The 11,924-nt window shown below is 60.7% G+C and carries 13 protein-coding genes; all 13 read left to right on the top strand.

Annotated elements, in window-relative coordinates; all coding sequences use genetic code 11:
• Window positions 1–2 precede the first annotated feature (2 nt).
• Entirely contained in the window at window positions 3–491 is a 489-nt protein-coding gene (gene nuoI / locus AC07WT_RS14955) for an NADH-quinone oxidoreductase subunit NuoI (RefSeq protein ID WP_090803773.1), read from the top strand.
• Window positions 492–649: 158 nt separating this feature from the next.
• A complete protein-coding gene (locus AC07WT_RS14950) occupies window positions 650–1,327 on the top strand; it encodes an NADH-quinone oxidoreductase subunit J (protein ID WP_492595083.1) in 678 nt (225 codons plus the stop codon).
• A 16-nt stretch (window positions 1,328–1,343) separates the two neighbouring features.
• A complete protein-coding gene (gene nuoK, locus AC07WT_RS14945; RefSeq protein ID WP_115102602.1) occupies window positions 1,344–1,649 on the top strand; it encodes an NADH-quinone oxidoreductase subunit NuoK in 306 nt (101 codons plus the stop codon).
• A gap of 17 nt (window positions 1,650–1,666) precedes the next feature.
• Window positions 1,667–3,724 carry an NADH-quinone oxidoreductase subunit L gene (gene nuoL, locus AC07WT_RS14940; protein WP_492595084.1) on the top strand — a complete coding sequence of 686 codons (2,058 nt, stop codon included), beginning with the start codon at window positions 1,667–1,669 and terminating at the stop codon, window positions 3,722–3,724.
• Window positions 3,725–3,738: 14 nt separating this feature from the next.
• Complete coding sequence (locus tag AC07WT_RS14935; RefSeq protein WP_492595085.1) at window positions 3,739–5,229, top strand: NADH-quinone oxidoreductase subunit M; 1,491 nt, start codon at window positions 3,739–3,741, stop codon at window positions 5,227–5,229.
• Between the two features lie 25 nt (window positions 5,230–5,254).
• Window positions 5,255–6,727: an NADH-quinone oxidoreductase subunit NuoN gene (nuoN, locus tag AC07WT_RS14930; RefSeq protein WP_492595086.1), complete on the top strand. Its 1,473-nt coding sequence runs from the start codon at window positions 5,255–5,257 to the stop codon at window positions 6,725–6,727.
• A complete protein-coding gene (locus tag AC07WT_RS14925; RefSeq protein WP_007175603.1) occupies window positions 6,727–7,023 on the top strand; it encodes a DUF2818 family protein in 297 nt (98 codons plus the stop codon). The genes nuoN and AC07WT_RS14925 overlap by 1 nt, the downstream gene beginning before the upstream one ends.
• A gap of 43 nt (window positions 7,024–7,066) precedes the next feature.
• Window positions 7,067–7,651, top strand: a complete 585-nt coding sequence (locus tag AC07WT_RS14920; protein WP_494947595.1) for an NUDIX domain-containing protein — start codon at window positions 7,067–7,069, stop codon at window positions 7,649–7,651.
• A 412-nt stretch (window positions 7,652–8,063) separates the two neighbouring features.
• Entirely contained in the window at window positions 8,064–8,492 is a 429-nt protein-coding gene (locus AC07WT_RS14915; RefSeq protein ID WP_492595088.1) for a DUF1178 family protein, read from the top strand.
• A 48-nt stretch (window positions 8,493–8,540) separates the two neighbouring features.
• The gene (locus AC07WT_RS14910; RefSeq protein WP_494947594.1) at window positions 8,541–9,737 is read left to right on the top strand and encodes an acyl-CoA dehydrogenase family protein; all 1,197 of its coding nucleotides are present in this window, start codon (window positions 8,541–8,543) and stop codon (window positions 9,735–9,737) included.
• 10 nt (window positions 9,738–9,747) lie between these two features.
• The gene (locus AC07WT_RS14905; RefSeq protein WP_494947593.1) at window positions 9,748–10,875 is read left to right on the top strand and encodes an acyl-CoA dehydrogenase family protein; all 1,128 of its coding nucleotides are present in this window, start codon (window positions 9,748–9,750) and stop codon (window positions 10,873–10,875) included.
• Between the two features lie 36 nt (window positions 10,876–10,911).
• Window positions 10,912–11,370 (top strand): MaoC family dehydratase, encoded by a 459-nt coding sequence (locus AC07WT_RS14900; protein ID WP_492595091.1) that lies wholly within the window; start codon window positions 10,912–10,914, stop codon window positions 11,368–11,370.
• Complete coding sequence (locus tag AC07WT_RS14895; RefSeq protein WP_494947592.1) at window positions 11,367–11,843, top strand: MaoC family dehydratase; 477 nt, start codon at window positions 11,367–11,369, stop codon at window positions 11,841–11,843. The genes AC07WT_RS14900 and AC07WT_RS14895 overlap by 4 nt, the downstream gene beginning before the upstream one ends.
• The last annotated feature ends 81 nt before the right edge of the window (window positions 11,844–11,924 follow it).

The following is an 11,924-nucleotide window of genomic DNA, read 5'->3' as shown; positions in this document are numbered from 1 at the left end:
CCATGACCGCAATCCAAAACTTCTTCAAGACCTTCTTCCTGACGGAGCTGCTCAAAGGCCTCGCGCTGACGGGACGCTACGCGTTCCAGCGCAAGATCACGGTGCAGTTCCCGGAAGAGAAGACCCCGATCTCGCCGCGTTTTCGCGGCCTGCATGCGCTGCGCCGCTATGAAAACGGTGAAGAACGCTGCATCGCCTGCAAGCTGTGCGAAGCAGTGTGCCCGGCGCTCGCCATCACGATCGAATCGGAAACGCGTGCGGACAACACGCGCCGCACGACGCGTTACGACATTGACCTGACCAAGTGCATTTTCTGCGGTTTCTGCGAAGAAAGCTGCCCCGTCGATTCGATCGTCGAGACGCACATTCTCGAATATCACGGCGAAAAGCGCGGCGATCTGTACTTCACGAAAGAAATGCTGCTGGCCGTTGGCGATCGCTACGAAGCGGAGATCGCTGCAAACAAGGCAGCTGACGCGCCGTATCGTTGAAACGCTTCTGTTTGATGCAGTAAAACGTAAAACGGCCTGTTGTCGGGCCGAGCGCTGCGGCCTCACCGCCGCGGCATGGCGCAACTGTGCGGCTTTTTTGCCAGATGCACGAGCCAAAGAACAATGCCTGACAATGGCCTAACGATGAACCGGTAATCATGGAATTCACGACCGTACTGTTCTACATCTTCGCGCTGCTCCTGGTTGTATCAGGGCTGAAGGTGATCACCTCGCGCAACCCGGTGTCGTCCGCACTGTTTCTGGTGCTGGCGTTCTTCAACGCGGCGGCGATCTGGATGCTGCTGCAGGCCGAGTTCCTCGCGATCCTGCTGGTGCTGGTCTACGTCGGCGCGGTAATGGTGCTGTTCCTGTTCGTCGTGATGATGCTGGACATCAATATCGACGTGCTGCGGCGCGACTTCAAACGCTTCGTGCCGATGGCGACCCTGGTGGGCGCGATCATCGTGATCGAGACCGCGCTGATCCTGTGGCACGGCTACGGCGCGACCGCGACGGCGCTGCGCGACACCACGGCTGCGGCCAACGGAATGGCCGGCTGGTCGAATACGCGCATCATCGGCAAGATCATCTACACCGACTACATCTTCGCGTTCGAAGTGGCCGGCCTCGTGCTGCTGGTCGCGATCATCGCGGCGATCGCGCTGACCACGAGTCATAAGAAAGACAGCAAGCGCCAGAACGTCAGCGAGCAGGTCAAGGTGCGTGCTCAGGATCGCGTGCGCGTCGTGAAGATGGCATCGGAAAAAACCGCGGCGACTCTCGCGGCGGAAGAAGCCGCAGCAGCGGCCGACTCTGCGGCCGGCAAGAACGGCTGAGCAGACAGGAGATAAAATCATGACCCTAGCTCACTACCTCGTCCTTGGCGCAATCCTGTTTGCGATTAGCGTCGTTGGCATTTTCCTGAACCGTCGCAACGTCATCATCATCCTGATGGCGATCGAACTGATGCTGCTGGCGGTGAACACCAATTTCGTCGCGTTCTCGCATTACCTCGGCGACGTGCATGGGCAGATCTTCGTCTTCTTCGTGCTGACGGTTGCGGCAGCGGAATCGGCGATCGGCCTCGCAATTCTGGTGACCCTGTTCCGTAGCCTCGACACGATCAATGTCGAGGATCTCGATCAGCTCAAAGGTTAATTTCAGGTAAAGCTGTTATGTCAACGACACTCAATGAAAACCTGCTGCTGGCGATCCCGCTGGCACCGCTGGCCGGCTCCCTGATTGCGGGGCTGTTCGGGAAAGCGGTAGGGCGAGCCGGTGCGCACTCGGTAACGATCCTCGGCGTCGCGATCTCCTTCATCCTGTCGGCCATCGTGTTTTTCGATGTGCTGAACGGCGCGAGCTTCAATGCGACCGTCTATGAATGGATGATGATCGGCAAGACCAAGTTCGAGGTCGGCTTCCTGGTCGACTCGCTGACGGCGATGATGATGTGCGTGGTGACCTTCGTGTCGCTGATGGTGCACATCTACACGATCGGCTACATGGCCGACGACGACGGCTACCAGCGCTTCTTCTCGTACATCGCGCTGTTCACGTTCTCGATGCTGATGCTCGTGATGAGCAACAACTTCCTGCAGCTGTTCTTCGGCTGGGAAGCGGTGGGTCTGGTGTCGTACCTGCTGATCGGCTTCTACTTCACCCGTGAGAGCGCGATCTACGCGAACATGAAGGCGTTCCTCGTGAACCGCGTCGGCGACTTCGGGTTCCTGCTCGGCATCGGCCTGCTGTTCGCGTTTGCCGGTTCGATGAACTACGGCGACGTGTTCGCGAAGCGCACCGAACTCGCGGCATTGAGCTTCCCGGGCACGGACTGGGGCCTGCTGACGGTCGCCTGCATTTGCCTGTTCATCGGCGCGATGGGTAAGTCGGCGCAGTTCCCGCTGCACGTCTGGCTGCCGGATTCGATGGAAGGCCCGACGCCGATCTCCGCGCTGATTCACGCGGCAACCATGGTGACGGCCGGTATCTTCATGGTCGCGCGCATGTCGCCGCTGTTCGAGCTGTCGGAGAGCGCGCTGTCGTTCATCACGGTGATCGGCGCGATTACGGCGTTGTTCATGGGCTTCCTCGGGATCGTCCAGAACGACATCAAGCGCGTGGTCGCGTACTCGACGCTGTCGCAGCTCGGTTACATGACGGTTGCGCTCGGCGTATCGGCTTATCCGGTCGCCATCTTCCACCTGATGACGCACGCGTTCTTCAAGGCGCTGCTGTTCCTCGGCGCGGGTTCCGTGATCATCGGCATGCACCACGATCAGGACATGCGCAACATGGGCGGTCTGCGCAAGTACATGCCGATCACGTGGATCACGTCGCTGGTCGGTTCGCTGGCGCTGATCGGTACGCCGTTCTTCGCGGGCTTCTATTCGAAAGACTCGATCATCGACGCGGTGAAGCTGTCCCATCTGCCGGGTTCAGGTTTCGCGTACTTCGCGGTGGTGGCGAGCGTGTTCGTTACTGCGCTGTATTCGTTCCGTATGTACTTCATGGTGTTCCACGGCAAGGAGCGCTTCCGCGATCCGAAACATCCGGAATCGCCGATGGGCGCGGAAGCCGCAGCGCATGGTCACGGCCACGACGCACACGGCCATGGTCACGACGACCATGCGCACGAGCCGCACGAAACCCCGTGGGTAGTGTGGGTGCCGCTGGTGCTGCTGGCGATTCCGTCGGTGGTCATCGGTGCGATCGCTATCGGTCCGTTGCTGTTCGGCGACTTCTTCCAACACGGTGTCGCGTTCGAGAAGGTGATCTTCATCGGCGAAAACCATCCGGCACTGGAAGAGATGAGCCATGAGTTCGTCAACTGGAGCCAGATGGGCCTGCACGCGGTTGCCGGCCTGCCGGTGTGGCTGGCGCTCGCGGGTGTAGTGGTCGCATGGTTCCTGTATCTGGTCCGTCCTGATCTGCCGGCTGTCATCAAGCGCGCGTTCGGCCCGATCTACACGCTGCTCGACAACAAGTACTACATGGACAAGATCAACGAAGTCGTGTTCGCGAGGGGCGCCGTGGCGATCGGCCGTGGTCTCTGGAAGGAAGGTGACGTTGTGGTCATCGACGGTATCGTCAACGGCAGCGCGCGCTTTATCGGCTGGTTTGCCGGCGTGATCCGCTTCCTCCAATCCGGCTACATCTATCACTACGCGTTCGCCATGATTATCGGCATGTTGGGGCTCCTGACCCTGTTTGTAACGCTCGGCGGCAAATAAGGCGAGGGACACTAATGCACGCTTATCCGATTCTCAGTATTGCGATCTGGTTGCCGATTCTCGTCGGTCTCCTGGTCCTGGCTATCGGTTCCGACCGGAACCCGGCTCCGGCGCGCTGGATTGCACTGATCGGCTCGGTCGCCAGCTTCATCGTGACGATCCCGCTGATTACCGGTTTTGATTCGAGCAGCGCCGAGTTGCAGTTCGTTGAAAAGGCGAACTGGATCGAGCGCTTCAACATTACGTATCACCTGGGTGTCGACGGCATCTCGATGTGGTTCGTCGTGTTGACCGCAGTGATCACGGTGATCGTCGTGATTGCCGCGTGGGAAGTCATTACGAAGAATGTCGCGCAGTACCTTGCTTCGTTCCTGATCCTGTCCGGCATCATGGTCGGCGTGTTCAGCGCAGCGGACGGCATGCTGTTCTACGTGTTCTTCGAAGCGACGCTGATTCCGATGTACATCATCATCGGCGTGTGGGGTGGGGCGAACCGCGTGTACGCGGCGTTCAAGTTCTTCCTGTACACGCTGATGGGCTCGCTGCTGATGCTGGTCGCGCTGCTGTATCTGTACATCCAGACCGGCACGTTCGATCTGGCGACGTGGCAGAACGCGCAGATCGCCATGACGCCGCAGGTGTTGCTATTCATAGCGTTCTTCCTGGCCTTTGCCGTGAAGGTGCCGATGTGGCCGGTGCACACGTGGTTGCCTGACGCCCACGTGGAAGCGCCGACCGGCGGCTCGGTCGTGCTGGCCGCGATCATGCTGAAGCTGGGCGCGTACGGTTTCCTGCGCTTCTCGCTGCCGATCACGCCGGACGCGAGCCACTTTCTTGCGCCGGTCGTCGTCACGCTGTCGCTGATCGCTGTGATTTACATCGGCCTGGTTGCGATGGTCCAGTCCGACATGAAGAAGCTGGTCGCGTATTCGTCGATCGCGCACATGGGTTTTGTGACGCTCGGTTTCTTCATCTTCAACCAGCTCGGCGTGGAAGGCGCGATCGTGCAGATGATTTCGCACGGTTTCGTGTCGGGCGCGATGTTCCTGAGTATCGGCGTGCTTTACGACCGTATGCACTCGCGCCAGATCGCCGATTACGGCGGCGTCGTCAACATGATGCCGAAGTTCGCGGCGTTCGTGATGCTGTTCTCGATGGCGAACTGTGGCTTGCCGGGTACTTCCGGTTTCGTCGGCGAGTTCATGGTGATTCTGGCGGCAGTCCAGTACAACTTCTGGATTGCAGGCGGTGCGGCAGTCACGCTGATTCTCGGCGCGGCCTACACGCTGTGGATGTACAAGCGCGTGTACTTCGGCGCGGTCGCCAATGATCACGTGAAGAGCCTCGTCGACATCGACCGTCGCGAATTTTTCATGCTGGCAGTGCTAGCCGCACTGACGCTGTTCATGGGCCTGTATCCGAAGCCCTTTACCGATGTGATGCACGTATCCGTGGAAAACCTCCTCTCCCACGTCGCGCAATCGAAGCTGCCGTTGACACAGTAATGCAGAGCGGAGGAACTTAAAGATCATGCAAAACGCCCCTATGACAGCTCTGTTGCCCGACGCACTGGTGATGCTCGCCGTTGTCGTCGCGTGGCTCAACGACACGTTCGTCGGCCAGGCCGGTCGCCGCACCACGTATTTCATCGCGTTCTTATCGACGCTCGTGGCCGGCGTCTGGTTCGCAATGAACGCGTTCGACCCGCAAGTGCACTACTTCTTCGGTCACATGTACGTGGTGGATTCGTTTGCCAATGTGATGAAAGCGGTGGTGACGCTCGGCTATACCGTGTCGATCGTTTACTCGCGCAAGTACCTCGAAGACCGCGGTCTGTTCCGTGGCGACTTCTTCCTGCTGGGCATGTTTTCGCTGCTCGGCCAGCTGGTGATGATCTCCGGCAACAACTTCCTGACGCTGTACCTCGGTCTGGAACTGATGTCGCTGTCGCTGTATGGCGCGATTGCACTGCGTCGTGACGCGGCGCCGTCGAACGAAGCTGCAATGAAGTACTACGTGCTCGGCGCGCTGGCTTCGGGTTTCCTGCTGTACGGCATCTCGATGCTGTACGGCGCGACCGGCTCGCTCGACCTGAACGAAGTGTTCAAGGCCATCGGCACGAGCCATTACGATCCGAGCGTGCTGCTGTTCGGCGTGATCTTCATCGTGGCGGGCGTGGCGTTCAAGATGGGTGCGGTGCCGTTCCACATGTGGGTGCCCGACGTGTATCAGGGCGCGCCGACGGCGATGACTCTGCTGGTCGGTGGCGGTCCGAAGGTCGCCGCTTTCGCGTGGGGCCTGCGCTTCCTCGTGATGGGTCTGCTGCCGCTGGCTGTCGAATGGCAGCAAATGCTGGCGATTCTCGCCGCGCTGTCGCTGATCGTCGGCAACATCACCGGTATCGTGCAACGCAACGTGAAGCGCATGCTCGCGTACTCGGCGATCTCGAACATGGGCTTCGTCCTGCTGGGGCTGCTGGCAGGCGTGGTGGATCAGAAGACCACTGGCGCGGCCAACGCATACGGTTCGGCCATGTACTACAGCATCGTCTACCTGATCACGACGCTGGGCACCTTCGGCATCATCATGCTGCTGGCGCGCCGCGATTTCGAAGCCGATACGCTCGACGACTTCAAGGGCCTGAACCAGCGCAGCCCGGTGTTCGCGTTCGTGATGATGGTGATGATGTTTTCGCTCGCCGGTATCCCGCCCGCGGTCGGTTTCTATGCGAAGCTCGCCGTGCTGCAGGCAACCATGAACGCCGGGTTGACGTGGCTGACCGTGCTGGCCGTGATCACGTCGCTGTTCGGCGCGTTCTACTACTTGCGTATCGTCAAGCTGATGTACTTCGACGAGCCGCAAGACAAGTCGCCGATCCTCGCCGACACCAGCACGCGTGCATTGCTCGCGCTCAACGGTGTTGCCGTGCTGGTGCTCGGCATCGTGCCGGATCCGCTGTTGAAGGCCTGCCTGCAGGCAATCCAGCACACGCTGCTGCTCTGATGTCGGCTGCGGGTTGGTTTATCGTGTTGTTGGCGCTGGTCGGCGCCAACCTGCCGTTCCTGAATCAGCGCCTCTTCGCCGCCGTGCCGTTGAAAGCGGCGAAGAAGAGCGCGTGGATCCGGATTGCCGAACTGATCGTGCTGTATTTCGTGGTCGGCGCGCTCGGTTTTCTGCTTGAAGCGCGTGCCGGCAACCGCTTCGAACAAGGGTGGCAGTTCTATGCGATCACGTTTGCGCTGTTCGTCGTGTTCGCGTTTCCCGGCTTCACCTTCCAGTATCTCGTCAAACGCCGCTGACGGCGTCTCGCCGTCGCGCACCAAGTTGTCCTGAGGTCCGCAAATGGCTGAACTTCCCGATCACGATGCCGCACTGACTGAGACCTGTCTCGAGAGCAAAACGGTCTATCAAGGGCCGTTTATCACACTGAAGTGCGATACCGTCCGCTTGCCGGACGGCAAGCACGCAACCCGCGAGTACGTTCAGCATCCGGGCGCCGTGATGGTGATTCCGCTGTTCGACGACGGCCGCGTGCTGATGGAAAGCCAGTACCGCTATCCGATGGGCAAGGTCATGGTGGAGTACCCAGCGGGCAAGCTCGATCCGAACGAAGGCGCGCTGGCATGCGCAAAGCGTGAGTTACGGGAAGAAACCGGCTACACCGCGCGCGAATACGTCTATCTGACGCGCGTTCATCCGATCATTTCTTATTCGACCGAATTCATCGATATCTACCTCGCACGCGGTTTGACCGCCGGCGAGCGCAAACTCGACGACGGCGAGTTCCTCGAGCTGTTCACGGCCAGCGTTGCCGACGTGTCTGAATGGGTGCGCACCGGCAAGATCACTGACGTAAAAACGATCATCGGCACGTTCTGGCTGGACAAGGTTTTGTCGGGTGCGTGGCCGACTGCGGAGCCACGATAGCGCGCTCGGCGGTCAACCGGGCTAGTCTGGCGGATAGGAGATAGGTGCGCGTCGCGGCCGTTCTGGAGAGTCCATAAAAGCCCCTGTTAGTCCGTGACCGACAGGGGCTTTGCTGTTTGCGGGGGACGGTATCTAACCTGTGCGACGCGATGCATCGAGGTCTGAGTGCGATGACGTAACGATTGGCGTGGGTCAACCGGGGGTAAGGTGCGAGCGCATATCCACCGGCACCGTCATTGGCCATTTGCTGCTGAGACGACCTTCGGCAGCCCGCTGTGCAAAGGGTTAAAATCGCTTACACGTTCGATTTTTTGGTGACGTCTGGCGTTAATGCGCCTTCCGTAAAAAATTGCGAACGATCGTTCACAAATTTTCATTTTGCGCTAAACTGGCACGCAAGCCCTGATTCCACATGAAGGTCCTCGATTTACAGTGTCCGCATGGCCATCGGTTCGAAGGCTGGTTTGCTTCGGCTGATGACTTCGAATCGCAGCAGTCCCGCAAGCTCGTCGAATGTCCGATCTGCGGTGCGAACGAAGTGAGCCGTTTGCCGTCGGCGCCCCGGCTGAATTTATCGGGCGCGACTGACACGAAAGTCCCAGCGGCGGGCGCAGGGGAAATGCAGGCGCGTGTCATGCGCGCACTGCGCGAGGTACTGGAAAAGACCGAGAACGTGGGCGACCGCTTCGCCGAGGAAGCACGGCGCATTCACTACAACGAAGCGCCTGCACGCAATATTCGCGGTGTTACGACACCGGAAGACGCGAGAGCCTTGGTCGAAGAAGGCATCGAAGTGATGCCGCTGCCAGTCCCGGCTGCACTGAAGGAACCGCTGCAATAGCGCGGTGGTTCGCTGGCAGCGGGCGGTTGCGGCCAGGAGACACTACGCATGAATCTGGATTATTCCCCCGCTGACGACGCGTTCCGCGCCGACATCCGCGCCTGGCTCGAAGCGAATCTGCCTCGCGAGCTGAGCGACAAAGTACTCAACCACAAACGTCTGAATCGCGACGACTTCGCAAGCTGGCACACACTGCTCGGCGCGCGCGGCTGGTCGGTGGTCGGCTGGCCGAAAGAATACGGTGGCCCGGGCTGGGACGCGACGCAACGGCACATCTGGGACGAAGAGTGCGCACGTATCGGCGCGCCGTCCGTGTTGCCGTTCGGCGTTTCGATGGTGGCGCCCGTGCTGATGAAGTACGGCAACGCAGCGCAGAAGCACCGCTATTTGCCACGCATTCTCGATGGTACGGACTGGTGGTGCCAAGGCTATTCGGAGCCGGGTTCCGGTTCCGATCTGGCGTCGCTGCGCACGCGCGCCGAACGCGTCGGCGATCACTACGTCGTCAACGGCCAGAAAACCTGGACCACGCTCGGCCAGTACGCCGACATGATGTTCTGCCTCGTGCGCACTGATAGCGGCGCGAAGAAGCAGGAGGGCATCTCGTTCCTGCTGATCGACATGAAAACGCCGGGCATCACCGTGCGCCCGATCATCACGCTCGACGAAGATCACGAAGTCAACGAAGTCTTTTTCGAAGACGTGAAGGTGCCGGTCGAAAATCTGGTGGGTGAAGAGAACCGCGGCTGGACCTACGCGAAGTATCTGCTCGGGCACGAGCGCACCGGCATTGCCCGCGTCGGCCAGTCCAAGCGCGAGCTCGTATTCCTGAAGCGCCTCGCGCTCGACCAGAAGAAGAACGGCAAGCCGCTTCTGCATGACCCCGTGTTCGCTGCGAAAGTCGCGAGTCTGGAGATCGAGCTGATGGCGCTCGAAGTCACCGTGCAACGCGTCGTCGCCAATGAAACGGGCGGACGCGGGCCGGGACCGGAGGCATCGATGCTCAAGATCAAGGGCACGGAAGTGCAGCAAGGTCTGACCGAATTGATGTTCGAGGCGATCGGGCCGCTCGCCGCACCGTTCGATGTGCCGTTCCTCGAAGGCGAACGCGAACACAGCGTAGCCGGTGACGATGACGCCGCGCCGCTGGCCGCGTATTACTTCAACTTCCGCAAGACGTCGATATACGGCGGTTCGAACGAAATTCAAAAGAACATCATCGCGCAGATGATTCTCGGACTTTGAGGAGCGGCGCATGGACTTCACTTTCAACGACGAACAGCAGCAATTCGCGGACGCACTGCGCCGCTATCTGAACAAGAGCTACGGGTTCGAAGCGCGCCAGGCGATCGTGCAATCGGAATCCGGCGTGTCGGATGCACATTGGTCAGCCTTCACGGAACTCGGCCTGACTGCGTTGCCGGTGCCGGAAGCGCATGGCGGCTTCAATGGCAGCCCGATCGACATGCTGGTAGTCATGCAGGAGTTAGGGCGCGCGTTGGTGGTCGAGCCGTATTGGGCGAGCGCCGTGGGTATTGAAGCATTGCGGCTGGCTGGCACGGCGCAGGGCGAGGATGCATCGCTGCTCGAGCGCGCGGCGCAGGGCGAGATCAAGCTGGCGGTGGCATTTCACGAACCGCGCGCCCGTTACGATCTGTTCGAGGTTCAGACCACCGCGAGCGGGCAAGGCGAGCAGCAGACGTTGAGCGGCACGAAGTCGGTTGTGCTGCATGGCGCGCAAGCTGACTACTGGATCGTGCCCGCCCGGCTGAACGGCGAGATCGCGCTCTTCGTCGTTGCGCGCGATGCGGCCGGCGTCAAAGTAACCGACTATCGCACGATCGACGGTCAACGTGCCGCCACCCTCGAGTTCCAGGGTACACCGGCACGCCGGCTCGCCGGCAAACACGCCGGCGCAGCGACGCTTGAGCACATCGCCGATTACGGCACGGTACTGCTGTGCGCAGAGGCGGTTGGCGCGCTCGACGCACTGAACCACGCCACGGTCGAATACACCAGGACGCGCCAGCAGTTCGGCCAGCCGATTGCGCGGTTTCAGGCGTTGCAGCATCGCATGGTCGAGATGCTGATTCACGCTGAGCAGGCTCGTTCGGTGACTTATCTGGCAGCCGTGCGCTACAGCAGCAAAGACGCGGACGAGCGCCGTCGCGCTGTGTCGGCTGCGAAGGTGCGGGTCGGCCAGGCCGCGCGTTTCGTCGGCCAGCAGGCGGTGCAGTTGCACGGCGGCATGGGCGTCACGAACGAAGTGGCGGCGGCGCATCTGTTCAAACGCCTTGCTATCATCGAGACAACCTTGGGCGATGTCGATCACCATCTCGCGCGTTTCGCTGCGTTGCCGGGGTTTGCCGCCGCCGAAGCCTGAATGGCCAGTTGGGTCGAACAAATAAGAGGTGCGACGATGGGTTTGAGTTTTGAGGACATGGTGGTCGGTACGACTACCGAAATCGGCAAGCATACGTTCACGCGTGAAGAAATCGTTGCGTTTGCGGAGCAGTTCGATCCCCAGCCGTTTCACGTCGACGATGCGGCAGCCGCCGAGTCGCCGTTCCGCGGGCTGATCGCAAGCGGCTGGCACACCTGTTCGGTCATGATGGGCATGCTGGTGCGCAACACGATCGCCGGCTCCACGTCGATGGGTTCGCCCGGGATCGACGAGATTCGCTGGTTGAAACCGGTACGCGTCGGCGACACGATCACGATGACGAACGCCGTGCTCGACAAGCGTGTCTCGGCGAGCAAGCCGGATCGCGGCATCGTGTCGACGCAGTGGGAAGGCATCAATCAGCATGGCGAAACGGTGATTATCGTGCGCTCGAAGGGGCTGTTCGGGTTGCGTCTTCCGGGAGCCGAGTCATGACGGGCAGCGCGGCGCCTGCCGCTACGTTCGACGATGCACAGGCGTTGCGTGTGCTGGTAGGCGCGCAACCGCTCGTGAGCGGGTGGCTAACGGTCGATCAGCCAAGCGTCGATCGTTTCGCCGAGGCTACCGGCGATCACCAATGGATTCACGTCGACCCAGAGCGGGCGCGGCGTGAGTCGCCCTTCGGCGGCACGGTCGCGCATGGCTTCATGACGTTGTCGCTGATTCCGGCGCTGCTGGGAAAGACGGTGGCGCTCAAGCAGCGCATGGGCGTCAATTACGGATTGAACCGCGTGCGGTTCACGTCGCCGGTGCCGGTGGGCTCGCAACTGCGTGCCAGGTTCGCGGTGGAGTCCGTCGAAGATGTCGACAATGCAGGCGTTCAGGTCGCGTGGAATGTGACGCTCGAGCGGCAGGGCAGTGAGCGGCCGGTGTGTGTCGCGGAGTTCATCACGCGGCACTACTTCTAGCGATTCAGCGCGTGCGAGCTGGACAATAAAGCGCGAGCGGCATGAATGCCGGCTCGCGCTTCTTTTTGCCGCTGCTACCGC

This window comes from Paraburkholderia sp. GW821-FHT02A12 (assembly GCF_059422005.1).
This window is presented reverse-complemented; position numbering and strand designations above follow the sequence as displayed.

Excerpts from the sequence above, each read along its gene's own strand:
- nuoI (WP_090803773.1), top strand. The coding sequence starts at position 3 with ATGACCGCAATCCAAAACTTCTTCAAGACCTTCTTCCTGACGGAGCTG.
- AC07WT_RS14950 (WP_492595083.1), top strand. The coding sequence starts at position 650 with ATGGAATTCACGACCGTACTGTTCTACATCTTCGCGCTGCTCCTGGTT.
- nuoL (WP_492595084.1), top strand. The coding sequence starts at position 1,667 with ATGTCAACGACACTCAATGAAAACCTGCTGCTGGCGATCCCGCTGGCA.
- AC07WT_RS14935 (WP_492595085.1), top strand. The coding sequence starts at position 3,739 with ATGCACGCTTATCCGATTCTCAGTATTGCGATCTGGTTGCCGATTCTC.
- nuoN (WP_492595086.1), top strand. The coding sequence starts at position 5,255 with ATGCAAAACGCCCCTATGACAGCTCTGTTGCCCGACGCACTGGTGATG.
- AC07WT_RS14925 (WP_007175603.1), top strand. The coding sequence starts at position 6,727 with ATGTCGGCTGCGGGTTGGTTTATCGTGTTGTTGGCGCTGGTCGGCGCC.
- AC07WT_RS14920 (WP_494947595.1), top strand. The coding sequence starts at position 7,067 with ATGGCTGAACTTCCCGATCACGATGCCGCACTGACTGAGACCTGTCTC.
- AC07WT_RS14915 (WP_492595088.1), top strand. The coding sequence starts at position 8,064 with ATGAAGGTCCTCGATTTACAGTGTCCGCATGGCCATCGGTTCGAAGGC.
- AC07WT_RS14910 (WP_494947594.1), top strand. The coding sequence starts at position 8,541 with ATGAATCTGGATTATTCCCCCGCTGACGACGCGTTCCGCGCCGACATC.
- AC07WT_RS14905 (WP_494947593.1), top strand. The coding sequence starts at position 9,748 with ATGGACTTCACTTTCAACGACGAACAGCAGCAATTCGCGGACGCACTG.
- AC07WT_RS14900 (WP_492595091.1), top strand. The coding sequence starts at position 10,912 with ATGGGTTTGAGTTTTGAGGACATGGTGGTCGGTACGACTACCGAAATC.
- AC07WT_RS14895 (WP_494947592.1), top strand. The coding sequence starts at position 11,367 with ATGACGGGCAGCGCGGCGCCTGCCGCTACGTTCGACGATGCACAGGCG.